At 54.4% G+C, this 22,352-nt stretch carries 23 protein-coding genes, 2 tRNA genes and 2 pseudogenes; 9 read left to right on the top strand and 18 right to left on the bottom strand.

What is annotated here, in order from left to right; translation table 11 throughout:
* Nucleotides 1-15 precede the first annotated feature (15 nt).
* Nucleotides 16-474, bottom strand: a complete 459-nt coding sequence (gene mgsA, locus LA04_RS19505) for a methylglyoxal synthase (protein ID WP_033145124.1) — start codon at nt 472-474, stop codon at nt 16-18.
* Nucleotides 475-554: 80 nt separating this feature from the next.
* Nucleotides 555-1,217: a curli synthesis inhibitor gene (gene csgI / locus LA04_RS19500; protein WP_047652833.1), complete on the bottom strand. Its 663-nt coding sequence runs from the start codon at nt 1,215-1,217 to the stop codon at nt 555-557.
* Nucleotides 1,218-1,390: 173 nt separating this feature from the next.
* Between csgI and LA04_RS19495 the strand changes: the two are divergent.
* Nucleotides 1,391-1,805: pseudogene (locus tag LA04_RS19495) on the top strand (CoA-binding protein).
* A gap of 38 nt (nt 1,806-1,843) precedes the next feature.
* Here the strand turns inward: LA04_RS19495 and hspQ are convergent.
* Both hspQ and rlmI read right to left on the bottom strand, forming a co-directional pair.
* Complete coding sequence (gene hspQ / locus LA04_RS19490) at nt 1,844-2,161, bottom strand: heat shock protein HspQ (protein ID WP_008499919.1); 318 nt, start codon at nt 2,159-2,161, stop codon at nt 1,844-1,846.
* A gap of 60 nt (nt 2,162-2,221) precedes the next feature.
* Nucleotides 2,222-3,412, bottom strand: coding sequence for a 23S rRNA (cytosine(1962)-C(5))-methyltransferase RlmI (gene rlmI, locus LA04_RS19485; RefSeq protein WP_047652832.1), 1,191 nt, complete (start codon nt 3,410-3,412; stop codon nt 2,222-2,224).
* Nucleotides 3,413-3,585: 173 nt separating this feature from the next.
* Between rlmI and LA04_RS19480 the strand changes: the two genes are divergently transcribed.
* From LA04_RS19480 to yccX, 3 genes are read left to right on the top strand one after another with little or no spacing between them, the layout of a single operon-like run.
* Complete coding sequence (locus tag LA04_RS19480) at nt 3,586-4,143, top strand: kinase inhibitor (RefSeq protein WP_023311038.1); 558 nt, start codon at nt 3,586-3,588, stop codon at nt 4,141-4,143.
* Nucleotides 4,144-4,153: 10 nt separating this feature from the next.
* The gene (locus LA04_RS19475; RefSeq protein ID WP_047652831.1) at nt 4,154-4,942 is read left to right on the top strand and encodes an AraC family transcriptional regulator; all 789 of its coding nucleotides are present in this window, start codon (nt 4,154-4,156) and stop codon (nt 4,940-4,942) included.
* An 11-nt stretch (nt 4,943-4,953) separates the two neighbouring features.
* Entirely contained in the window at nt 4,954-5,235 is a 282-nt protein-coding gene (gene yccX, locus LA04_RS19470; protein ID WP_047652830.1) for an acylphosphatase, read from the top strand.
* Here the strand turns inward: yccX and tusE are convergent.
* From tusE to LA04_RS19440, 6 genes are all read right to left on the bottom strand, one after another.
* A complete protein-coding gene (gene tusE / locus LA04_RS19465) occupies nt 5,232-5,561 on the bottom strand; it encodes a sulfurtransferase TusE (protein WP_008499913.1) in 330 nt (109 codons plus the stop codon). The genes yccX and tusE overlap by 4 nt on opposite strands.
* A 69-nt stretch (nt 5,562-5,630) precedes the next feature.
* A complete protein-coding gene (locus tag LA04_RS19460) occupies nt 5,631-6,182 on the bottom strand; it encodes a LuxR C-terminal-related transcriptional regulator (RefSeq protein ID WP_047652829.1) in 552 nt (183 codons plus the stop codon).
* A gap of 10 nt (nt 6,183-6,192) precedes the next feature.
* Entirely contained in the window at nt 6,193-7,350 is a 1,158-nt protein-coding gene (locus tag LA04_RS19455; RefSeq protein WP_047652828.1) for a CfaE/CblD family pilus tip adhesin, read from the bottom strand.
* A gap of 1 nt (nt 7,351) precedes the next feature.
* Nucleotides 7,352-10,069 carry a TcfC E-set like domain-containing protein gene (locus LA04_RS19450; protein ID WP_047652827.1) on the bottom strand — a complete coding sequence of 906 codons (2,718 nt, stop codon included), beginning with the start codon at nt 10,067-10,069 and terminating at the stop codon, nt 7,352-7,354.
* Nucleotides 10,070-10,141: 72 nt separating this feature from the next.
* A complete protein-coding gene (locus tag LA04_RS19445; protein WP_021240847.1) occupies nt 10,142-10,648 on the bottom strand; it encodes a CS1 type fimbrial major subunit in 507 nt (168 codons plus the stop codon).
* 75 nt (nt 10,649-10,723) lie between these two features.
* Entirely contained in the window at nt 10,724-11,467 is a 744-nt protein-coding gene (locus LA04_RS19440) for a fimbrial protein (protein ID WP_047652826.1), read from the bottom strand.
* A gap of 309 nt (nt 11,468-11,776) precedes the next feature.
* On the opposite strand from LA04_RS19440, the gene LA04_RS19435 reads away from it, so the two are divergent.
* The gene (locus tag LA04_RS19435; protein WP_047652825.1) at nt 11,777-12,532 is read left to right on the top strand and encodes a winged helix-turn-helix domain-containing protein; all 756 of its coding nucleotides are present in this window, start codon (nt 11,777-11,779) and stop codon (nt 12,530-12,532) included.
* The gene (locus tag LA04_RS19430) at nt 12,529-13,005 is read left to right on the top strand and encodes a hypothetical protein (RefSeq protein ID WP_047652824.1); all 477 of its coding nucleotides are present in this window, start codon (nt 12,529-12,531) and stop codon (nt 13,003-13,005) included. The genes LA04_RS19435 and LA04_RS19430 overlap by 4 nt, the downstream gene beginning before the upstream one ends.
* A gap of 54 nt (nt 13,006-13,059) precedes the next feature.
* Here the strand turns inward: LA04_RS19430 and yccA are convergent, their stop codons facing one another.
* On the bottom strand, nt 13,060-13,719 hold the full coding sequence (yccA, locus tag LA04_RS19425) for an FtsH protease modulator YccA (RefSeq protein ID WP_023311042.1): 660 nt from the start codon (nt 13,717-13,719) through the stop codon (nt 13,060-13,062).
* A gap of 269 nt (nt 13,720-13,988) precedes the next feature.
* Between yccA and LA04_RS19420 the strand changes: the two genes are divergently transcribed.
* Nucleotides 13,989-15,617 carry an ABC transporter substrate-binding protein gene (locus tag LA04_RS19420; RefSeq protein WP_047652823.1) on the top strand — a complete coding sequence of 543 codons (1,629 nt, stop codon included), beginning with the start codon at nt 13,989-13,991 and terminating at the stop codon, nt 15,615-15,617.
* Between the two features lie 130 nt (nt 15,618-15,747).
* A tRNA-Ser gene (locus LA04_RS19415) sits at nt 15,748-15,835 on the top strand.
* Between the two features lie 66 nt (nt 15,836-15,901).
* Here the strand turns inward: LA04_RS19415 and LA04_RS19410 are convergent.
* From LA04_RS19410 to LA04_RS19390, 6 genes and pseudogenes are all read right to left on the bottom strand, one after another.
* A complete protein-coding gene (locus LA04_RS19410; RefSeq protein ID WP_047652822.1) occupies nt 15,902-16,738 on the bottom strand; it encodes an alpha/beta fold hydrolase in 837 nt (278 codons plus the stop codon).
* Nucleotides 16,739-16,992: 254 nt separating this feature from the next.
* Entirely contained in the window at nt 16,993-17,211 is a 219-nt protein-coding gene (locus tag LA04_RS19405) for an acyl carrier protein (protein WP_008499867.1), read from the bottom strand.
* Between the two features lie 17 nt (nt 17,212-17,228).
* Nucleotides 17,229-18,662 (bottom strand): AMP-binding protein, encoded by a 1,434-nt coding sequence (locus LA04_RS19400; protein WP_047652821.1) that lies wholly within the window; start codon nt 18,660-18,662, stop codon nt 17,229-17,231.
* On the bottom strand, nt 18,659-19,777 hold the full coding sequence (locus tag LA04_RS19395; protein WP_047652820.1) for an MBOAT family O-acyltransferase: 1,119 nt from the start codon (nt 19,775-19,777) through the stop codon (nt 18,659-18,661). Before LA04_RS19395 ends, LA04_RS19400 begins: the two co-directional genes overlap by 4 nt.
* 9 nt (nt 19,778-19,786) lie before the next feature.
* Nucleotides 19,787-19,909 carry a hypothetical protein gene (locus tag LA04_RS25125; protein ID WP_023335174.1) on the bottom strand — a complete coding sequence of 41 codons (123 nt, stop codon included), beginning with the start codon at nt 19,907-19,909 and terminating at the stop codon, nt 19,787-19,789.
* Nucleotides 19,906-21,023, bottom strand: a pseudogene (locus tag LA04_RS19390) (D-alanyl-lipoteichoic acid biosynthesis protein DltD). Before LA04_RS19390 ends, LA04_RS25125 begins: the two are co-directional and overlap by 4 nt.
* A gap of 276 nt (nt 21,024-21,299) precedes the next feature.
* Between LA04_RS19390 and LA04_RS19385 the strand changes: the two are divergent.
* Nucleotides 21,300-21,387, top strand: a tRNA-Ser gene (locus LA04_RS19385).
* A gap of 78 nt (nt 21,388-21,465) precedes the next feature.
* On the opposite strand, the gene LA04_RS19380 is transcribed toward LA04_RS19385, so the two are convergent.
* Entirely contained in the window at nt 21,466-22,323 is an 858-nt protein-coding gene (locus LA04_RS19380) for an AraC family transcriptional regulator (RefSeq protein ID WP_047652819.1), read from the bottom strand.
* Nucleotides 22,324-22,352: the final 29 nt, after the last annotated feature.

Here is a 22,352-nt window from a genome sequence, read left to right as displayed (position 1 = left end):
CACCCGGCAAAAAAGCTACTTCAGTCTGTCGGAAAGATAACGCTGATAGTCCGGAATAAGAATATCAACCGGCGAGTTAAACTGCGGCGATTCGATGATGAAATCCGCCGTCGACAGGTTTGTCGCCACCGGAATATTCCACACCGTCGCCAGGCGCAGCAGGGCTTTGACATCCGGATCGTGCGGAACCGCGTTCAGCGGGTCCCAGAAGAAGATCAGCACATCAATTTTCCCTTCGGAAATCTGCGCGCCGACCTGCTGGTCGCCACCCATCGGGCCGCTCAGCATGGCATTCACCTGCAGACCCGTTTCGCGCTGGATCAGGTTACCGGTTGTGCCGGTCGCCGACAGGGCGTGCTTTTCCAGCGAAGGCTGATGGCGGCGAACCCAGTTAAGCAGCATTTGTTTACAGTGATCGTGCGCCACAAGAGCAATGTGTTTGCGCTCAGGCAGCGTGCGTGTTGTCAGTTCCATAATCATATCCATCAGGTTAACTGACTACACGATGACGGGAACCGTGTGACGCTGCAAGAGAAAGGCGTAAAAAATGTGGCTTATGATGAAGGTTGTTGTTTTGCCCATTGTAAAAAACGGGCCCGCGTGTCGGGATCGGCCTGCTGGAACCAGAATTTAAGGCGCTGTTCCGTCAGGGTCTGGGACTGGGGAGGAATAACGTCCAGTTCAGAGACGCCGGATAAAAGCGTACTGTCATCCGCCATCATGGTGGCAAACTGCGGAAGCGATGCGCGTTTCCCCGCTTTGTTATAGGTCTGGGTCGCGGCCTCGTAACCCGGGCCTTTCGGCGAGGTCGTTAACGCCAGAATATCCAGCTTCACCGGAATCGGCATCGCATTCCCGTCCAGCAGTTCAACGCGGGGTGAAGCGTCGAAGGCCGCAGATTCCTTCTCCGTTTCAAGGCGAGGCAGGGTGATGTTCACCTGACTGATTTGCCGCGTATTAAAGCTGACGATTAGCGGCGGGGAGATGTACATGCGTTGCTCGTGATTCGCCAGACCGATCGACTTTTCTACCCGGAAGACCAGCTGATGAGGCCCGTTATCCAGCTCGATGCTGTCTGCACCGCGCAATAACGAGCTGGAGACCTTTTTTCCGTCCAGTACAAGAAGATCAATGTCGGTAGAGAGCCGGAGCGTGGTAGCAAAAACGCAGACCGGCATCACTAACGCAATCAGGGCAGTGGCAATACCGGTTTTCATAGAAGGCTCCCGTCAGAAATCCTGTCGCCGCATTAATGTATCTAAATTTTTCGATAATCACGTTTACTAACATATAGACATATTTCGCCGTTTTGCCCTCATGCATCTGTATGGGATGGATGGTTGAGATGTGCGGTTTGGCGTACACTTTTAAAAAAGCCAGGAGAAAAACCATGAAAGAGAACGATATTGCCGAGATTCTGACATCCACGCGTACTATTGCGCTGGTGGGCGCGAGCGATAAACCCGATCGTCCAAGCTATCGGGTGATGAAATACCTTCTCGATCAGGGCTATCACGTTATCCCGGTCTCGCCAAAAGTGGCGGGGAAAAACATTGCTGGGTCAGCAGGGTTATGCCACGCTCGCTGACGTGCCGGAAAAAATTGATATGGTCGATGTCTTCCGCAATTCCGAGGCGGCGTGGGAAGTGGCGCAGGACGCTATTGCCGTAGGGGCGAAAACGCTGTGGATGCAGCTGGGCGTGATTAACGAGCAGGCCGCCGTGCTGGCGCGGGATGCGGGATTGAACGTCGTCATGGACCGCTGTCCGGCGATCGACATCCCACGTCTGGGGCTGGCGAAGTAATAAAAAAAAAGCCCGTTCATCGGGCTTTTTTTACACGCTTAGTTCCGCAGGCGCGGAGCCTGTAACTGTTTGCGGATAGTCTGAGCAAGCTCATCCATTGTGGGTTGCTCCGGATGCTCTTCCTGCAGCTCGCTACTCAGCTGCGCTTCGGCCAGATAGGTGTGAACGGGTTGTCCATCATCACCTTCCATTACCACATGGTACCAGGGCGCGGCGCGAAGCTCTGCGTTCACCGCCAGCTCGTCTGCTGACGGTTCATCAAGGGAATACTCCGGGTCGATATCCACGACCACACCCAAATACCCTAGCAAAGTGTGGCGGACCTGCTGGCCGATACCGAATTTGCTGGCAATCATAGTCACCTCCCGGGAAATACGACTTACACGTTATGTGCGGGCAATATTTCTCTTTTCAAGTTACATGACGCGACAGGCAAACCCTTTCAGATACAGTCCTTCCGGGTAGGTAGCAATCACGGGGTGATCGGCTGCCTGACGGAACTGCTCTATAAATTGTACATCACGGCCAGCATCTATTGCGGCATCGGCGATGATTTTCTGAAATAAATCTGTGGTCATCAGGCCGGAGCAGGAGAAGGTGAGCAGAACTCCGCCCGGGTTCAGCAGCTGGATAGCCAGCATGTTGATATCTTTATACCCGCGGCACGCGCCCATCAGCTGGCTTTTGTTTTCCACAAACTTCGGCGGATCCATCACGATGACGTCGAACTTCTCGCCCTGGTCGCGATATTTACGCAGCAGCTTGAACACGTCATCGCGGACAAACTCCGCTTTGCTCAAGTCCAGCTTGTTGAGCTCGACGTTCTGTTTCGCCACGTCCAGCGCTTCCTGCGAAGTGTCCACGCTCACCACCTGGGCACAGCCACCCATCAGCGCCGAAACGGCAAAACCGCCGGTATAGGAGAAGCAGTTCAGCACGCGTTTGTCGGCAACGTACTGACGCGTAGCCAGACGGCTGTCGCGCTGGTCGAGGTAGTAACCCGTTTTGTGCCCGCCCTGAATATCCACCAGCAGCTTCATGCCGTGCTCTTCAATCGGCAGCAGGGCCGGTGGCAGTTCGCCCGTTACGGGCCCCTGAGTCAGCTCCATGCCTTCTTTTTTGCGCACCGCCACATCGCTGCGGTCGTAAATGGCACATTCCGGGAACAGCGTTTGCAGCGCGCCGATCAGCGCGGCACGCTGGTATTCCGCTCCGGCGCTCAGGAGCTGCAGCACCAGGAAGTTACCGAAGCGATCGATGGTCACGCCCGGCAGGCCGTCGGACTCACCGGCAATCAGGCGGTAGCTGTCCAGCCCGTCACGTTTTGCCAGCCAGTCGCGCCACTGCTGCGCCTGCTGCAGGCGGCGAACGAAGAAGTCGATGTCGATGGTTTCATCTTTATCAAACGTCCAGACGCGAGCACGGATCTGGGACGCTGGCGAGTAGGCGCCTCGCGCTAACCATTTCCCCTGATGGTCAACGATATCAATGGTTTCACCGAGGCTGGCTTTGCCTTCCATACGGGCAACCGCGCCGGAAAAGACCCAGGGATGACGGCGCAGTAATGATTTCTCGCGCCCTTTGGCTAACACTAAACGTACACTCATAATTTGCTGTTCTGTCGATTTCAGGAAATGGCGCGTAGATTACCACATTCAGCAAGGCGCAATCATCTGCGGATGCCGTTGAGCGTTTCGGCACAAAATCAAATCGCTTAGGCACATTACGATATTGCCGCTGGGTTTAGAGTGGGGCTTCCGGTACAGCAGAGGGAGCACCCATGAAAAAGCGCAGTGTGATAGCAATAACCGCTCTGGCGGCGATGAGTTTTCAGGTTTTAGCAACAACGCCTTTCGGCGTCACCAGCCGGGATATTTCCGGCGAAAAGCGGCTGGCGCAACAGCAGGTATTTGAGGGGTTTGGCTGCCACGGTGGGAATATTTCTCCACAGCTGGCGTGGAAAAATCCGCCCGCCGGTACGAAAAGTTTTGCCGTTACGGTATATGACCCGGATGCCCCCACCGGCAGCGGCTGGTGGCACTGGACCGTCGCCAATATTCCGGCGAAGACAATGACGCTGCCCGCTGATGCCGGTAACCCGAACGGCGAGAAATTACCTGCCGGCGTTGTGCAGGGGCGTAATGATTTCGGCTATTCTGGATTCGGCGGCGCATGTCCACCCGAAGGGGACAAGCCTCATCGCTATCAGATTACCGTCTGGGCCCTGAACGTGGATAAACTGCCCGTCGACAACAATGCCAGCGGCGCGCTGGTCGGTTTTATGCTTAATAGTCACGTTCTGGCAAAGGCTCAGTTAACAGCAACCTACAGCAGATAAGGATAGCAGGGTGCAGGAGTTTCATTTTCGACATAACCATCTTACCGCGGGTGAAGTGACTGCCAGCAAAATGCATCGCCTGCACCAGGTTAAACTGTTTTTTCCGGCTATTTGTCATATCACTCACGGCACTAAGGTGATAGTTCAGGATGATAACCGTCTGGAAGCGACACGGGATGAGCTCATTATTATCCCGGCCAATACGGCGATGGAGATAATCAATCAGCCTGTAAACGGTCTGTTTCACTCGGATTTGCTGATGTTATCCCCGGAGATCGTCGCCGAGTTTAAGGCGCATTACCTGAAATCCTGGCCGCGCACGACGCTGCATTCGCTCTGCGCCCCGCTGAGCGAGGGGTTGGCGTTTATGTGGGACAATCTGCTGCACGCCGTGCGTCAGGATTTACCGGAGGCGCTACAAAAGCATCAGGCTTTCGGCCTTTTGCTGGCCCTGCTGCATGATGGCGTGGCGGGTCCGCTGCTTGTTGAGCGAAACAGTAACCTGACCGAGCAGGTGCGGCAGTTCATTATGCTGTCGCCCGCCAGAGCCTGGACCGCCCAGGACGTCGCCAGCCGCCTCGCATTAAGCGTACCGACGTTGCGCAGACGCTTACGTGAAGAGTCGCAGAGTTTTCGCCAGATCGTGGAGGAGGTGAGGATGGCCGTTGCTTTGTCACAGCTACAGTCAACCCGATTACCAATTGGCGAAATCGCATTACAATGTGGGTATCTTTCCAGCTCTCGTTTCACCGCCCGTTTCCGGCAGCACTATGGCTGTTTGCCGAAAACGCTACGTTAAGGAGAAGAAAAATGTCAAAAGTCTGCACCATTGCCTGGGTTCACGGCGTTGTTCAGGGCGTGGGGTTCCGCTACAGCACCCAGCGCGAAGCGGTTGAGCTTGGGCTAACGGGATACGCGCGAAATAGGGATGACGGCAGCGTTGAGGTGGTCGCCTGCGGCGAAGCGGAGCAGGTCGACAAGCTGGTGGCGTGGCTGAAAGCGGGCGGGCCGCGCAGCGCGCAGGTTGATAAGGTGTTAACGGAACCGCATCAACCCGGGCGCGAATACGTAAACTTCGGGATTCGGTATTAAATACACTTCACCGGCTTAGGCAGGCCGGCAATTTTGGTGGCCTGTTTTGCCGGGCCTTTCGGGAACAGACGATACAGATAGCGGCTGTTGCCTTTCTCTTCGCCGAACTTATTGGCCATGGCTTTAACCAGCATGCGGATCGCCGGAGAGGTGTTGAATTCAAGATAGAACTCGCGAACAAAACGCACCACTTCCCAGTGTTCGGGGGAGAGGGTAATCCCTTCGTTTTCCGCAATTTTCTCCGCCAGCGGCTCGCTCCAGAGCGTCGTATCTTTCAGATAGCCTTCGCTATCGGTCTCAATTTCCTGGCCTGCAAAAATGAACATAATCTTCTGTCGTCTGTGAAAAAAACGGCGACAGTGTAGCAAAAAAGCGGCCGCAGGATAAGCCGTGCCCTACAGGAGTAGCTGCAGCAGATTGTTGGCATTAAGCTTTTTCAGTGCGTTGCATTTATGGGTCGAAACCTGCTTCTCAGACATACGCGTCACGATGGCAATGTGGCGTACCGGCAAGCCGGTAAGCATCAGATCGAGCACGTTGAATTCAAGGCCGGTAAGACAGCAGTCCAGGCTTCGAACGCGGCGAGGCTCTTTTGCCAGCAAATATGCCGCATCGGCAACGGCGATCCGGTCATCGATGATATAAAGGGTTAACGTACTGAAACGCTTGCGTAAGTGCGTCGCCAGCGCCCACCCCTTTTCATTGCAGACCAGATACAGGCTACCTTGCCAGCGGGCGGCTTCCAGTCTGAGCAAAATGTTAATCAGTGCCTGATGCGTAGCGGCCACGGAAAAACGACAGCGTACGACAACCACACGGCGGGTAAGCAGCGCTGGCTGCCATTGCACGGTGTCGCTTTGGACCTCTAACTGCACGCCCCGACGCAGCAGCGCGTAGCGCAACCCTTCGGCGTAAAATCGATTATTGTCGAGAATAGCGTAACTCACGGTGACCTCGTTATAACGTGCTGGGCGTATAGATAACGCGCAGCGTGCCGGTATAGTCGCCCGCGTTTTTGCTGCTGGCGGCAAACGCGGGGGTTTTCAGGATAATAGGGGCAGGGATGCACAGTACGCTCTCGCGTCCGCCGGGCAGCACGACCTGACGCAGATGCTGCGGATCGTTTGTGCCTTGCCAGACCAGGGTTTTACCGTTCGCGACGGCTTCGGTTGCGCCTGTTATTGGGTTGGTGACGGAGACCCGGTAATCGAGACGATCCCGCGCATCGGTCTGGCTACCGCCGCGTCGCCTGATAGAAAACGCGCCTTCGGCACGATCCGCTGAGGGGAGTCCGTCATCCTCAAAGCGAAGATAGGCGCGGGTGCTGGTGCTGTTTTTGCCGTCGTACAGGCACATATCCAGCGAGTTTTCACCCTGGATTTCACTACCTCCCGGCCGCCCCGGGAAGTTGGTCAGGTTGAGGTTAACGATGGGCGTTGAGTGCGGAAATGCCGGCAGATAAATCTGCTGATTACCCGGATCGACCACCTCAATGCGAATGTTTGCCTGCCACCTGGCGATGGTGAGGTAGCCAGGGCATCCGACGTTTACGTCATTGAAGTTCCCGCCGCAGTCGGCGCTCCCCCATTGACGCAGATTCTGCTTCAGCGTTGCGGTCCAGATCCCCGGCAGGGCGAGCTTATCCAGTTCACTTTTCACAATATAGAAATCAAAATACGGCTCTCTGTTCCAGTCAGCGATTGTGGCCGTTCCCCCTGTCACAAAGCTGGCGAAGGTAAAGACTTTATTGTTGATAAACATGTAGTGATCGCCATATACCTTGATATCCACCGTCTTGCTGGTGAGGGCATGCGTGAAACGTAAATTGATGGCATAGGGCGCGGCCGGGTTACCCGAGAACCAGACCGGGGCGGTCATGCAGGCCCCGTACGTGGCGTCAGTCCGGGACTGACAGGTCAGGGTATTACGTCCCCACTTTTGCGGGTCGGCGGCGTCAAAGCCGCCCGATTCATGAAACCAGATATCGAAACGCGCAGGCGGTGCCGTGCGATCGAAGCTGATCCCAACGCTGGTGTTTCGTCCCGCAGGGGCGCCCGCCAGCGCCTGGCCTGTCCACAGGCTTAAGAACAGTAAAATAAAGAAGCACTTAATCACATCATTTCCCTTTAGTGAGGTTGTCGGCGTTCATGGCAGTCGGACCGGTAGGTACCGATCGTCCGGCGAGCATCAGCTGCGCCTGCTGCTGGACGGCATCCGGCAGGGCGGAGAAGGTTAATTCCCGGCAAGGAATGGAACCTACATAGCGCACCACGTCGCGCATACTTTTCACGTTGAGTTCGCACTGATAGAACTGCTGCTGGCGCACCAGGTAGAGGTTATGCAGCAGGGCATCGCTCTGGGCGCTGAATCCGCCGTTGCCGAGATCGCTCCAGCCGTTAACGTTCAGGGGCACGCCGCCGATAAACGGCGAATGACGCTCGTCGGTTAACTGGCCGAGCCAGGTGTAGCTTGCGGTGGTTTGCACGTCCCGACGCAGCAGTTTGCCAGGCACCATAAACAGCGTTCTGCTGCCTGAACCTTGCGTGATCTCACTGCTGGCCCCCCGGGATACGTCCAGCGATTCGTTAATCGTCAACGTCGTCTGCTGGTAGCCCGGCACTGCGAAGAGGGCGCGGCTATTGCCCGGAATGTCTGCGCTCCCGCTGTTATCCAACGACACGGCAACGCTCGGAGCCTGGGTATCTTCCGGTGTGGCAACGTTAACCGCGACGGCGGAAGCAGGACGACCGTCGCTCCAGCGGCCGAGCCACAGGCCAGAACGCGACAGCGCAAGGGTCGAGCCGTAGTTGCCGCTGCTGCTCAGCGTATGGCGCCTGTCCTGACGATCCCAGGCGTCACTGACGGTCAGACTGCCGTTGCCGTATCGCCCGCCCTGGCGCGTATAGGCTGAAGTATTGAGCGAATCGCTGTTAATGCCCGACGCGCTCAGACCGTACTCGTTTTCGCCGCGTGCATCGGCGTACCAGTTATGCGCCACGTTGTAGCTCAGCTGATTTTTTTCACGCTGCTGGTGCTGCCATGTCGCGCCCATAGAGGTATAGCTCGACGCATCACCCTGACGGTTATGCGCCATGGACAGGCTTACGCTCAGGTAGCCGCCTTTGTCCCTGCCGTCGCGGGCGTCATCGTTACGCATGAACAGGTTAATGCTGCTGTTAATGTTCAGGCCTCGGGTGCTAAAGGCATTGCTCAGCCCTCCCTGCCAGGCGCGCGAGCGCGAGCGGGTCATATAGACCGATTCCCACGGCAAACCCGCATCGTGGCGATCGTCGCTGTCCGGGAGCTCCCGACGTGAAACGTAACGTCCTTCGTTGCGGTTATCCGAATATCCGAGGCTCGCATACCAGCCTCCGACAGGGACGGAAAACATCACCGAGAGGGTGCGATAACAGCCGTTCACGGCGTCAAACCCCGCGCTTCGGGTGTTGCAGTTTTCGGCTGATAACGCGTTGCGATAGAGGCTCAGTGAAAAACCGTCGTTGTAGCTGATTTGCTGAATATTGCCGCGCTGGCCTTCGCTGCCGTAAAGGTAGCTAAACCGGGTACTCAGCACGCCGTCGATCGGGCCCGCGTTGAAGCCCCGGCTCCAGTCGAGCGCATTTTCCAGGAAACGCTGGTTTTTCTTGACTGTTGCGCCGCTGGTCAGCGCCAGGGTCGGGGTGACGGGCAGGCGTACGCCCGCCTGCGCAACCGCGCGACGTTCTTCATTTTGATCGCTATTGTCGGTTTCACCCGCCTGCAGGAACCACTCGACGCGGTCAAATGGCGTAATGCCGGTTCGGGTAAACGGCACCTGCTCGGTACGCGTCAGCCGGTTATTTTCATAGACCGACAGCGTGACGGTGTAGCTCCCGTCCGGAAACGATCGCGTGTCGAGGGTTTGCGCCCCGGCATTCAGGTAAAAGCTGGCCAGCAGCTGATTGCCACGGCGGGCGTCGATACGCGCGTCATGGGAAAGCAGCACGGTGACAGGTGTTCCCTTTGACTGCTGAACCGGATTAATCCACGCCCGTGTTGAACCCGTGCGCAGACCACGAATTTTGCCCAGCGGCAGCTGGCTGAGGTTGATATTCCCGCCGGCATTACTGAACAGATCGCGGGTATCCATCTCGCCCAGCTGGACATAGTACTGACGCAAGATATCCTGGCGGAACCAGGCGTTGTTGACGGTTATCTCCTGTTGCTGCTGGCGCCTTGAACGCTGTCCCAGCCAGGTCCAGTCAAGGTTAACATAGCCGTCCTGGGTGAGCGCCAGCGCGCCGTTGCCCTGTACGGTGGCTGACTGATAGTCCCTGTCGGCAACAAAATTAATATTCTGCTGATGGATTAGCGCATTTTCGGTGTTCTGCGTGGGCTGATACCACTGATTTTCCGCGGTGGCTTTAGGCAGAAATTTCTTGTCCAAAAACAGGCTAATACGGGCGTTATTCTCGTCATAGATAATGGCCGCGCGGTCGGTATCAATGTAATCGCAGCCAGCCGCGGAGCCGTTGCTGCTGCAGGCCAGGTTGCCGTTACGGGCAAGCGGAACGGCCAGCGCGGCAGAGACGGTGGCAACGAGAGCAGGGGCGTCGTTAAACCGTCGTTTGATGGCCGCCACGACGGTTTCAGGTGCGACAAAACTGACCGTTTCAAGCGTGATATCCGTTTCAAAAAGTCCAAGCGACTCGCCGTAGAGGTTGACCTCTGTCCACAGGCGCTGCGTTTTCGCCAGATCTTCAAAACCTGCCGGGACGGCCATCCCGGCGCAGGCGAGTTGGATGGATGCGGGTAACAAAGCAACAAAGAGGAGAGTATTTCTGTGAAACGCCATGAACGAGCCTCGACATCATCCTGACGTCAGAGGGTGGGCACCCTCTGACGTTATTCCTTAGGTGCTGTGGTGTTACGCACCGCCTTCCGTGGTCGTCGCCTGCGTCAGCATCAGGCTGACAACGCCGCTGTACTGACCGGTTTTCAGAATGCCTTTGGTGGTCTGAGAAATGGTGAGCGGCAGTACCGCTGAACCGTTTTCGATGCTCCCCGGGAACAGTTCAGTACCGGTATATTCAACATCGGCGGTAGAGAGGGTTTTATCGCCCAGCTTCACCGTCATTGGGATGGTCTCAGCACCGTCGGCATTTGCCAGCTTCGCGGCGCTTACCAGACGGACTTTCACGTTGCTGGTGGCGGAGTTAGACCACACCTTGGTATTCAGGCGATAGCTTTCAAGACCGCGGCCAGGCAGGTACTGCATATCGATGCTTGCCGGCAGCGGCGTGTTATCGGCCTGGGTCATATCGAGCTGTGAATCAACGCTGGCGTTGACGGTAATATCTTTTTGGATCGCCAGCGCGCTAACGGACGTGGTCATCGCGGCAACAATCATCAGAGGTTTAAAGTACTTACGCATTGATATCTCCATATTTACAAATGAGCACCCTGGCTCTTTAAACAAACCCTTTGGGGTCTTTACGGTAACGTCGTGTTATTGCACGACGGGTAAATCAGCTTCTTCAGCGGTTTTATTCACCCAGTTGAAGTAGCGGAATTTATATTTCTGGCCTTGTGTCTTTGTGAGCGTTTTTAATTTCCGTTCGGTGTCCGGATAAATCGTCGCGTCTTCTTTAATCCATTTACACGCCGAATCTGCGTCACAAATACCGATCTCTCTCAGCGGCACGCGCAACGTACCGTTGTTTTTTAACGTGCCCCTGCGAGGGTCTATCGAGAGTGAAACCACACTTTTTTCCGGGGCGAGGTGGATCAGGGCGCCCCAGATCACATTGACGCCCAATGTCGCCGTCGCAGCCGGGCTTTCTGCCTTGCCCGGAATAATGCTGTCAGGCTGCTTTACTCCTTCAAAATAGACGCGCCAGGTGGTCTCTTTTTCCGGTGGCGTAAGCGATACCAGACGAACGACGCGCATTGCGCCTGCCGCGAGGGCAAATTTTTCGGGCGTGACAACAACGCCGCCTTCTTTCCACGAGGCCACATCAACCTCTTTTTCCTGGGCGGTGCCGGGATTAAGAATTTTCTTTTGCCTCACCCGAATGAACTGAATATCATCCGTTTTCGACGCTACCTTAATTTGCGCCGCACCGGACTTGTCCACATTCAGTTCCATCGGGTACACGCTCATATTGGCCATTGCCATTTCTGAGAAAAATGGCAATGACAGCGCGGCGACATAAAAGGCGGTTGTCATGTTCACTCTATTTTTCTGTTTCACATTCAGTCTGCCTGCTCTGAGTTCATCGGCGGCGCGTTAACACCAGGACACCGTCTGCTTTCGTATTGCTTCAGGGCAGGGAAACTTTAACCAGAACAGCGGTTTGTGAAAATTTGTATTAATTAACTCGTTAAATACAGGTTTTTATCCTGCTTTTCTGGCTTTAAGGTTGTATAGTTAAGCGAAAATACCGCGACCAGGGATAGGAAGAAAATTCCTTCTGACGAAAAAATAAGCAGGTCAGGAGGCGGTTTTCATGTCGATGTACCAGGGATTAAAAAAGCATGCGGTAACAGTCGAGAATAAAAGATGTTTTTTATATGCAATAATTCGTTGTTATTCGATCCTGAAGCACATTCAATAAGTCTTGTTGGACAACCAGAATCTGTATTAACGCTTTCGGCCCCAGCCGTGCGGCTTTTGCAGGAATTTATAAAACACAAAGGATGCGACCTGAGTCGGGAGGAATTAATCACTCGCGTGTGGGAGGAATTTGGCTTTACGCCCTCAGGAAATAATCTCAATAAAGCGGTTAGCGAATTACGTAAAAGCTTCCAGTCTCTGGGAGAGGGGCACGAATTTATCGTGACCGTGCCCCGTTACGGATTTCGTTTTGATGCTGAGGTGATTTTTCAGCCCGGAGAGAAAACTCCATCCGTCGATCCGCAGCCTTCGTTCGCACCGCAAGAAGTAAAGCCTCAACGCGGCTCCATGAAAAAATGGGCGATTGTGGCCGTATTGATCGTCGCTGCGCTGGGGACGAGTCTCTACTTTAGCCGACAGCAGGGGATTTTCATTCCGGCGAAACTCAAGCCGGTTAAGGAAAAAATCGCGCTTTGCAGCATCTGGATTGTCAACGATCACGGACGACCGCTGGTGCTATCGAAATTAGCGGAGCGGCTGGAGGCTAATAACGTAGCGTGCGAACGTGAGGCGTACGACATTTATTATTTCAGCGCCCGTTTTACTATTTCCGCTGCAGATGAGGTGTTTATTGGTGCCTGTCCGGTCAGCCAAACCAGCCTGTGTAAAACCATACGTTATAAAAGCGGGGCACAAAAATGAAAATAAAACTTCTTTTTGGCGTGGGCGGTATCCTGGTTGGTTGTTCGCTGGCATTTTTTTACTTTTCCGGCAGCGTGGGTAAAAAGGATGTGCTGGCCTGCAGCACTGAATTTAATTTCACGCGCAATGAGGGAAAACCCAGTGAAGTAAAGGTCAATACTGTTGCCCAGTTCTTTTTCCATCGGGACGGGACCGGGTTGACCACCTATAAAGGGGCGGCAAGGGCTGGCGGGCAATGTTTGATCGTTGACAGGGATGTGGACTTTACCTGGCAGCAGCGGGAGGATGATAACGTTATAGTATTGAGCTACACCAAAACCTGGCGTCGGCACAATGACAATACGCCTGATGCTCAGTGGGGTAGCTTCGCCAATCCGACCGCACGCTACTATCTGACGATCTCTGAGCTCGCGCCTTCCGTGTGGCTGATTCAGGACCGGCGTTATCCCACCTATATTTGCCGGGGTGAGTAGGGCATAAAAAAAGGAGAATGCCAGAGGCATTCTCCTTTTTCGTATCCGTTGTGCTTAATCGCGGCTGGCGAAGCCCAGGATGCTCAACAGGCTGACGAAGATGTTGTACAGCGACACGTACAGGCTCACGGTGGCGCGGATATAGTTCGTCTCACCGCCGCGAATGATGTTGCTGGTTTCGAACAGGATTGCGCCTGAAGAAATCAGAATAAAGACGGCGCTGATCGCCAGATGCAGGGCAGGCAGTTGCAGGAAGATGTTTGCCACCATGCCCACCAGCACCACCACGACACCCGCCATCAGCATACCGCCGAGGAAGGACATGTCCTTACGCGTGGTCAGCACGTAGGCCGAGCAGCAGAAGAACACCAGCGCGGTACCGCCCAGCGCCAAGCCGATAAGGTCGCCCATACCGGCAGACAGATACGCATTCAGCATCGGCCCCAGGATGTAGCCCAGGAAGCCGGTGAAGGCAAACGCGGACAGAATACCGACGGGCTTGTCAGCGGTTTTGTAGGTCAGGAACATCAGACCATACATACCCACCAGCGTCAGGATCAGCCCCGGAGACGGCAGCATCAGCACGGTGCTGGCGGTGGCGGTGATCGCTGAGAATGCCAGCGTCAGGCTGAGCATGAAATAGGTATTGCGCAGCACCTTGTGGGTGCTGAGTAGCGATGTGCGGTCGCGTGAAGAAGTAATTATACGATCCATGAGTCACTCTCTTATGACAGATGTAATTAGTGGAAAGAATAGGAAACGGCACGCCAGTCTCAAAGTGGTTTTACCCATCTTTACTCAGCACGTTAGCGCCGGAGGTGGTTATTTCTTCTGCAGAAATCCGTTTCGCCAGTATGAACAGCGGTTTGCGACAATTTACCAGATCAAGCTCTTATAGGTTACTGAAAAATATTGCGTTATTACCGTTCGGGCGCTAAGAGTTATTTCCGGATCGTCATAAAACAGACAATAAGGCGAAGGAAATGAAACCACAAACACGCACGAACTTTACGCTCTCTTTACTCACCGCCGGGATCCTGTGCGCCAGCACGGCAGCCTGGGCGGCTAACGTGCCGGCAGGAACCGCGCTGGCCGACAAACAGGAACTGGTTAGAAACAACGGCAGTGAACCGGCTTCGCTCGACCCGCATAAAGTCGAAAGCGATGTCGAATTCAATATTATCAGCGATTTATTCGAAGGGCTGGAGGGCGTCTCCCCGACAGGAGAAGTCCAACCCCGACTGGCGGAAAAATGGGAGAACAAGGACAACACCGTCTGGACGTTCCATTTGCGCCCGGGCATCACCTGGAGCGACGGCACGGCGATTACCGCAGAGGATGTAGTCTGGAGCTGGCAGCGCCTGATCGATCCGAAAACGGCTTCGCCGTATGCCAGCTATCCGGGCAATATGCATATCGTCAACGCGGCCGATATTGCTCAGGGGAAAAAAGCGCCCGATACGCTGGGCGTAAAAGCGATTAACGACACCACGCTGGAAGTGACGCTTACCCAGCCAAACGCGGCCTTCCTCGCGATGCTGGCGCACCCGTCTCTGGTGCCGGTGGATAAAGTGCTGATTGGCCGTTTCGGCGATAAGTGGACCAAACCGGAACATTTCGTCAGCAGCGGGGCGTATAAGCTGTCGCAGTGGGTGGTCAACGAACGCATCGTGGCGGAGCGCAACCCGCGCTACTGGGATAACGCGCATACCGTGATTAACAAGGTCACCTACCTGCCCATCACCTCCGAGGCCTCGGATGTGAACCGCTATAAGGCGGGCGAAATTGACATCGTGTACACGGTGCCGATTAACCAGTTTGCCCAGCTCAAGAAAACCCTGGGCAGCGAGCTGGACGTTTCACCTCAGTTGGCGACCTATTACTACGAATTCAATACCACCCGGCCGCCGTTCAACGACGCGCGCGTGCGTAAGGCGCTGAACATGGCGCTGGATAAAGACATCATTGCCGGAAAAGTATTAGGGCAGGGGCAGCGTCCGGCGTGGCTCATCAGCCAGCCGGATATTGGCGGCGTGAAGCTACAGAACCCGGATTACGCCAGCTGGCCGCTGGACAAGCGCATCGCTGAGGCGAAAAAGCTGCTGAACGAGGCCGGATATAACGCCAGCCATCCTCTGAGCTTTAACCTGCTCTACAACACCTCTGAATCGCACCAGCGCATCGCGATTGCGGCCAGCTCCATGTGGAAGAAAAACCTTGGCGTGGAGGCAAAGCTGCAAAACCAGGAGTGGAAAACCATGCTGGATACCATGCACACCCACAACTTTGACGCGGTGCGGTACGCGTGGATTGCCGATTACGACGATGCGGCGACCTTCCTGAACAACTTCCGCACGGGCGACAGCGAAAACACCAGCCAGTACAGCAATCCGGACTACGATCGGGCGCTGATCGATGCCGCGAAAGCCAAATCAGCGGAAGAGCGGGGTAAGTACTACCAGCAGGCGGAAGATCTGCTGGGACGCGATGTGCCGGCCATTCCGGTTTATCACTACGTGCGTACGCACCTGGTGAAACCGTGGGTGGGCGGATTTACGCCGGATAAGCTGGGGTACTATTTCACGAAAGACATGTACATCAAAAAACACTAGGCCTGTGCTGATAAAATCGTCGATGTGTCGTCAGTTCAACCGATTAAACACGTTTTGACTATTTTTACAGCGAACGAGTGCAGCCACTCTTTACAGCACGCGGTGAGGTGTTTATAGTTCGCCTCACTCAGGAAGTGTGGCCGAGCGGTTGAAGGCACCGGTCTTGAAAACCGGCGACCCGAAAGGGTTCCAGAGTTCGAATCTCTGCGCTTCCGCCAGATATAAACCCCAGGTTACTCGTGAACCTGGGGTTTTTCTTTTTACGTGAATCTCAAACCTGACGTTTATGAGCGGATAAAGGCCAGGATGTCCGCGTTGATGGTATCCGCGTGCGTGGTATGCATCCCGTGCGGGAAGCCCGGATAAATTTTCAGTACGCTGTTCGCCAGCAGCTTGTCCTGCAGCAGGGCAGCATTCTTATACGGCACGACCTGATCGTCGTCGCCCTGCATCACCAGAACGGGAACCGTGATGGTTTTTAAATCCTCCGTCTGATCGGTTTCAGAAAACGCCTTAATCCCCTCATAGTGGGCCTTGGCGCTGCCGATCATGCCCTGACGCCACCAGTTCTGAATCGTACCCTGTGAAACCTCTGCTCCCTCACGGTTAAAACCGTAGAAAGGACCGCTGGCGACGTCGAGGTAAAACTGGGCGCGGTTAGCCGCCAGCGCTTTGCGGAAGCCGTCGAAAACATCGATGGGCGTTCCGCCGGGGTTAGTGTCCGTTTTAACCATCAGCGGCGGCACGGCGCTGACGAGCACCGCTTTGGCGACGCGCCCCTGCGGTTGCCCATACTGCGCAACATAGCGGGCGACCTGGCCGCCACCGGTGGAGTGACCGACGTGCACGGCATTGCGCAGATCCAGGCTTTCAACCACGGCTGACGCGTCGGCCGCATAATGATCCATATCGTGCCCTTCACTCACCTGGTCCGAACGCCCGTGACCACGACGATCGATAGCGATAACGCGATAGCCTTCTGCGAGGAAGAAGAGCATCTGGTTATCCCAGTCATCGGCACTTAGCGGCCAGCCGTGGTGGAAAACAATGGGTTGAGCCTCTTTTGGGCCCCAGTCTTTGTAGTAAATATTGACGCCGTCTTTCGTTGTTACGAATGCCATACCGCAGACTCCTCTGTTAAAGGCAAAACGTTCCCCGGCTGAGCGCTCAGCGAATCATTAATGCCTTAATTAAGTTGGCTTTTTTCTGTTTCCCGTACCGACAGTACTCCTAAAGTGTAGGAGAAATAGTAAAAGCAGTCGGTTTCATTCCTGTGAAAGGGAGCGGAACAGCGTTCAGGCGGCAGAAGGAGAACGAATGAAGGCTCTGGCGAGATCCTCCAGAGCCTTCAGGGCAGCATTAACAGTAGGGGCGTTTAGCGGTTTTCTTCAATATAGCGAGCCAGGTCCGCCGGGGTTTTCAGCACCGTCGCCACGTCAGTTGGCGGGATCATGCAGCCGTAAACGTCCTGCACTTCCAGCACCATATCGACCGCCAGGATGGAGTCGAGAATGTCGGATTCAATCAGTTCATCGTGAAAGCCCACCTTACGGGATAACACTTTTTCGAACAGGGCGAGAATTTCTTGTTCCATAATTTTTCCTGGAGTCATTAATTTGTGCGGGCGTAAGCGTCCAGCAGCTTGCGGTCAATTTTGCCGTTAGGATTCAGCGGCAAAGCGTCTTTTACGATAATTTGTGAAGGCACCATATAGTGCGGAACGACCTTCGACAGCGATGTTTTGATGGTGTCCGGCGCCATATCCGTCACGCAGAACGCGGCAATGCGCAGCACGCTGCCGCAGGATTTCATCAGCGGCAGGACCACCGCTTCGTTAATGCCTGACATCGCCAGCAGGCGGTTTTCAATCTCATTGATTTCGATACGGTAACCGTTCAGTTTGACCTGGCTGTCGTTGCGGCCCTGGCAGTAAATCAGCCCCGCTTCATAACCCAGATCGCCGGTCCGGTAGCCGCGAAACGCTTCATCTTCCCGACGGAGTAATTTCGCCGCGTTCTCCTGCGGCAGGCCGAGATAGCCGCGCATGACGTTTTTACCCCAGATAATCAGCTCGCCGTCGGCGGAAATTTCCATTTTGCTCTCAGGCATCATGACGCCCACCGGCAGCACGGCGCTGTCGCTGTTCAGGATCGCATCCGTGATTTCAACCACGGTCGTCGCAATCGTCGCTTCCGTAGGGCCATAGGAGTTAATGATTTTGGCCTGCGGGAAGCGGCGGCGGAGTTGTTTAACCAGCGCTTTATTGAGCACTTCACCAATGAAGATAAAGACGCTCAGCGCTGGCAAATACTCGCTGTTGAACTGCGGGGAAAGCAGCTGTTGGTATGCAAAAGAGGGGGTGGAAACCCAGGCGGAGACCGCGCTGCTTTTCAGTCGTTCCAGCCAGTTCTCTTTCTGAATGTCCTCTTTGGCGTTCAGCACGATGTGCCCGCCCATCGCCAGATTCGCCAGCAGAGGGATCAGGGAGAGGTCAAAGCTGAATACCGCGTGGTTCATCAGGACCGGTTTTTCCGGCAGTGAAAAGTCCTGGCTGACCCATTTCATGAAGTGCCAGACGCTTTCACGCCCAATCTGCACGCCTTTAGGTTTACCGGTACTGCCTGAAGTAAACATGATGTAGGCCAGATCCTGCTCCTCCAGCACCTTGCCCGCTTCGCCGGTGGCGATAAACTGCCGGGTCGCGACGTCGTAATAGTAAGGGGCGCTGGCCAGATGGCAGATCTCCCGCAGGCGCTCCTGCGGATAGATGCAGTCCACCGGGATGTACGGAATGTTGTGCAGCAGACAGCTATAAATCGCCACCGCGAATTCGGCCTGCTGGTGTCCGTACAATACGACCGGCGTACCGGCAACAGGCTGGCAGCGCTGATAGCGCTGCGCCCAGTCCGTCACGGCAGCGGAAAGCTGCAGCCAGCTTAAGGCTTCGTCGCTGCCGCTGATGGCCAGCTGCTGCGGGGAGGCGGGATCGCATAATGCCGCACGTAAGAAATCCTGCAGTTCCTGAAGATCGGAGTGATTTTTCATAGAGGTGACATTCCACTAAAGATGTAAAGGGATCCCGCGGCGCTTCCCAGCGTCAGAATTCGCCCTAAAAACGCAACGGCCGGATACTGCAGGCCGCGGTGCAATGCCGGGCTGCGTTTGGCTGACCACAGCAGCATGTTGTGAGCGACGGAAATCGCGCCAAACAGCGCGCCGCTGATAACGTAATGGCGCTCCAGGCCATTCCATGCCCCCATGCAGAATAAGGTGCAAAAAATACCGATATTTTGCGCCAGCGTTTTGTTCTGACGGAAAAAGTTGAACTTCATCAGGTTCATATAAACGGGCATAAAGACCACATCGCGCAGCCATTCAGACAGGCTGATGTGGAAGCGGCGCCAGAAATCCTGCGGATTCTTTGCCAGAAGCGGCATATTGAAGTTTGCCGGAATGTTGAGCCCAAACAGGCGGCCTGCGCCGATGGCCATATTGCTGTAGCCCGCAAAATCAAAGTACAGGTAGGCGCTGTAGGCAATCGACATCACCACGCCCACGGTCAGCGTAAACGGCTTATGGCTCCAGGGCTGCACGACAAGCGAATCAATCAGCATGGCAAACAGGAACTTCTGGACAATCCCGGTAATGATTTGCTCTAACGCGACTAAAAACTGTTCGCGGTTAAGGGCAAATACGGGCTTGCTGACGTCACTCATCCATGTCCGCCAGCGGTACATTGGGCCGGCCAGGATAATAAAGGGCATAAACAGATAACAGAAATAGTGCAGGAAATTCTGACCTTCTTTTTTACTGCGATAGAGCAGTACGTCCAGCGCGCGGAACGTCATAAAAGAGAGGCCGATCATGCCCCAGTGGTTATTTAAATGTAATTTCACCAGCAGCAGCGGCAATAATGTCAGAACGACCGCCTGCCACGTTTTTAACCATCCCTTCTCTTTTAGCGTGGCAAAAACATAAAAGCTGAAAAAAACGGCGGCGGGGACAATATAATCGCCCTGAAATATATATCCCCATCCCAGCGCCGTCAGCACCGATAGCGCAGATAACCAGGTCAGACGATGGCGTAATATGCGATTAACCAGCGCAAACGCCAGCGCGGATGAAAACAAATAAACAAAAAACATCCCTGAGCTGTACATCATTCGGCCTCAGAACTTTTGATATTCAAAATGCAGCTGCATACTCATGCTGTCATCGACAGAGGTCCACGCGACGATGGTGATCGCCAGCAGGAGATAAAGAAAAAAAAGACGGATCGCGATTTTCATCATTTAAAACTCTGTGCAATAAAGCGAATCATAGGAACCCAGGCCAGTTCGGAAGGGTGCAAACGATCCCAGTTCCAGCCATTCTGATAAGGCATGGCGTACATATCTAAATAAGGGATCTGGTTCTTTTCCAGAATGGTTTTAATTTGCTTATCCACCGGGCGGAAGGTATCGGTATTGTAAAGCGCCCAGGGATTAACCGGGTCGACGATAGCAATCACCTGCACGTGACGTTCTTTTAGCAGCTGGACGGTTTTACTGAACGCGGCGATTTGCGCAGGCACGACCGGCGTGTCATCCCACTGTTGCCGCGAACCGTCCTCTTCGTAAATCGTTTTGTCCATCCACAGCGTAGCCGGGCTCTGCTGGCGTTTTTTATTTAACTCGCGCGCATTCGCCAGCTCTTTATCCCAGTCAGGGGCAACGTGGGTGGTTGGCTGCTCTGGGGCGTGACGTGAAGAAGCGCCAGCCAGTCGTTTTTTATCAGGGTGCAGACGTTGGCAAACTGGAAGCTCAGCTCGTCCCACATCAGATCGGGGTGCCAGCCAAAGACGCGCATTTGGCCAAAGGTTAAATGGCTTATTTCTTTACTATCAATATGCTTTAAATAATTAACCAGCAGCGGGCGCGCCTGCGGATCCTTCATTAGCGGATTAAAAATAGAACCGGGAAAATTATCGGCATAGATAGCCGGTGGCAGCCCTTTTGAGTAAAAACTGTCAGGAGCCAAAAGCAGAACAACTTTACTGTTTGCGTTAAGGCTATTTTTAAAACGTGAGAACAGTAAAAATTGCGTTTCATCATCGACGAACGCATCACCATACGCCACGACGGGTTTGTGCAATTGCTTATTAAAGTAATTATATACGGCGTAATGTTCATCTTCTGAGGTGGCAACCTCAGACGCGCCAATGAAGAAAATAGCATTCCCTTCTAAGGCATGGGAAATAGTCGCAATTTTTTCCGCCTGTTCTTTAGGCGTGCCCGCCATTGATTTAATCAGCGGCTGAAAGGTGAGGGGCGGATTGAAGCTCGTCACCAGCGGGTGAACACAAAGGAACAAAATGGCCAGGGTCGCCATCAGGATATGTAAGCAAAGCGTATTTTTGATTTTCATCATCAACCAGTAACACTGCATGGCAGTAATTTCTAAATCTGTGAGTACTCAGATTTATAACAATTACACAACAAATGACCGTTTATTTTTGTGGCATTCTATACCAGAGCGATTTAAAAGGATGAGCGTTGCTGTGTAACGGTATGTACAAGTGGGCTGTGACCGGTGTGCGGCAAGCATATGGGTGATTTTTGCGCAGTCAAACGCCGGCAGGTCAAAATAGAAAAATTCCTGCTTTACAAGGGGCTAATAGATGTTTATAGTGCGCCTCACTTTGGAAGCGTGGCCGAGCGGTTGAAGGCACCGGTCTTGAAAACCGGCGACCCGAAAGGGTTCTAGAGTTCGAATCTCTACGCTTCCGCCAAATTCGAAACCCAGGTCGTTATGCGACCTGGGTTTTTTTATGCACAGAATCCCCTCCTTTTGATTGGTTAAAAATTCCTTAACGGGGAATCCTGGTGCAGCGGATACTGCGCCGATACTGCAGTGGCGTCTGACGCATCATCTTTTTAAAGCAGGTAATGAAATAGGTCACCTCGCTAAACCCGACTGCCAGAGCAATGGCGTCAACAGGCTCATCGCCGTACCGTAACAGCTCGCAGCTGCTTTTTATTCGCCGGGTCAGCAAATATTCGTGGAGGGTACCGCCGGTCTGCTGGCGGAAAATTCGTGAGGTATAGCTGCGCGAAAGCCCCAGGTCGTGGGCTAGCTGGTCGAGCGAAAACTTGCTGGCATAGTGGGCTTCGACCCAGCTCATAATCCGCGAGGCGACGGTCTGCTGGCGCGGCGGGTAGGGCTGCGGCTGCTCGGGCAGAAACGTCATGAGCTGCATCACCAGAAATGCCACCTCGCAGGCCTCGGTCTGCTCGTAGCCCTCCAGGCGCTGAAACTGTTCAAGGATCCTCTCGATAAACGCCGCGTGCTCGCTGAGATCGTAAACCTGCGCCGCCAGATTGCTGGCAGCCAGCGCGGCGAACCGGGCCTGATGGCGCGGAAAAGCGCCGAGCGCGCTGTCGACGACCGATTGTTCAATGTGCATGGTGGTGCGGTGATAAGGGTTCTTATCGCTATGATCGACCTGCACTTTGTGCAAACGGAAGGGCGGGAAGATAAACAATCGCCCCGGACGGGCGGTGTAGTGCTGATTATCCACCACCACGATGCCGTAGCCGCTGGAAATATAGAGCAATTCAACGCATTGATGCCAGTGGTAGTACATCGCGCTGGTGGCGTTCAAGCGGTTAAATGAAATGGCCTGCCGATCGAGCGTAATGCGTTCCAGCAGTTGCGTTTCACCCATATTACCTCCAGAACAACAGATTTAAATTT

The sequence above is a fragment of the Enterobacter sp. UCD-UG_FMILLET genome (assembly GCF_000762975.1).
Lineage (GTDB): Bacteria > Pseudomonadota > Gammaproteobacteria > Enterobacterales > Enterobacteriaceae > Enterobacter > Enterobacter dykesii.
The sequence above is the reverse complement of the archived record's forward strand: the minus strand, read 5'-3'. Positions and strand labels throughout refer to the sequence as shown.

Bases quoted from the DNA above. Each gene is read 5' to 3' on its own strand.
- tusE (WP_008499913.1), bottom strand. From the start codon at position 5,561: ATGTTCATTTTTGCAGGCCAGGAAATTGAGACCGATAGCGAAGGCTAT.
- csgI (WP_047652833.1), bottom strand. From the start codon at position 1,217: ATGAAAACCGGTATTGCCACTGCCCTGATTGCGTTAGTGATGCCGGTC.
- hspQ (WP_008499919.1), bottom strand. From the start codon at position 2,161: ATGATTGCCAGCAAATTCGGTATCGGCCAGCAGGTCCGCCACACTTTG.
- LA04_RS19450 (WP_047652827.1), bottom strand. From the start codon at position 10,069: ATGGCGTTTCACAGAAATACTCTCCTCTTTGTTGCTTTGTTACCCGCA.
- yccA (WP_023311042.1), bottom strand. From the start codon at position 13,719: ATGGATCGTATAATTACTTCTTCACGCGACCGCACATCGCTACTCAGC.
- LA04_RS19410 (WP_047652822.1), bottom strand. From the start codon at position 16,738: ATGGCATTCGTAACAACGAAAGACGGCGTCAATATTTACTACAAAGAC.
- LA04_RS19420 (WP_047652823.1), top strand. From the start codon at position 13,989: ATGAAACCACAAACACGCACGAACTTTACGCTCTCTTTACTCACCGCC.
- LA04_RS19405 (WP_008499867.1), bottom strand. From the start codon at position 17,211: ATGGAACAAGAAATTCTCGCCCTGTTCGAAAAAGTGTTATCCCGTAAG.
- LA04_RS19395 (WP_047652820.1), bottom strand. From the start codon at position 19,777: ATGTACAGCTCAGGGATGTTTTTTGTTTATTTGTTTTCATCCGCGCTG.
- LA04_RS19445 (WP_021240847.1), bottom strand. From the start codon at position 10,648: ATGCGTAAGTACTTTAAACCTCTGATGATTGTTGCCGCGATGACCACG.
- rlmI (WP_047652832.1), bottom strand. From the start codon at position 3,412: ATGAGTGTACGTTTAGTGTTAGCCAAAGGGCGCGAGAAATCATTACTG.
- yccX (WP_047652830.1), top strand. From the start codon at position 4,954: ATGTCAAAAGTCTGCACCATTGCCTGGGTTCACGGCGTTGTTCAGGGC.
- LA04_RS19400 (WP_047652821.1), bottom strand. From the start codon at position 18,662: ATGAAAAATCACTCCGATCTTCAGGAACTGCAGGATTTCTTACGTGCG.
- LA04_RS19430 (WP_047652824.1), top strand. From the start codon at position 12,529: ATGAAAATAAAACTTCTTTTTGGCGTGGGCGGTATCCTGGTTGGTTGT.
- LA04_RS19380 (WP_047652819.1), bottom strand. From the start codon at position 22,323: ATGGGTGAAACGCAACTGCTGGAACGCATTACGCTCGATCGGCAGGCC.
- LA04_RS19480 (WP_023311038.1), top strand. From the start codon at position 3,586: ATGAAAAAGCGCAGTGTGATAGCAATAACCGCTCTGGCGGCGATGAGT.
- LA04_RS19435 (WP_047652825.1), top strand. From the start codon at position 11,777: ATGTTTTTTATATGCAATAATTCGTTGTTATTCGATCCTGAAGCACAT.
- mgsA (WP_033145124.1), bottom strand. From the start codon at position 474: ATGGAACTGACAACACGCACGCTGCCTGAGCGCAAACACATTGCTCTT.
- LA04_RS25125 (WP_023335174.1), bottom strand. From the start codon at position 19,909: ATGATGAAAATCGCGATCCGTCTTTTTTTTCTTTATCTCCTGCTGGCG.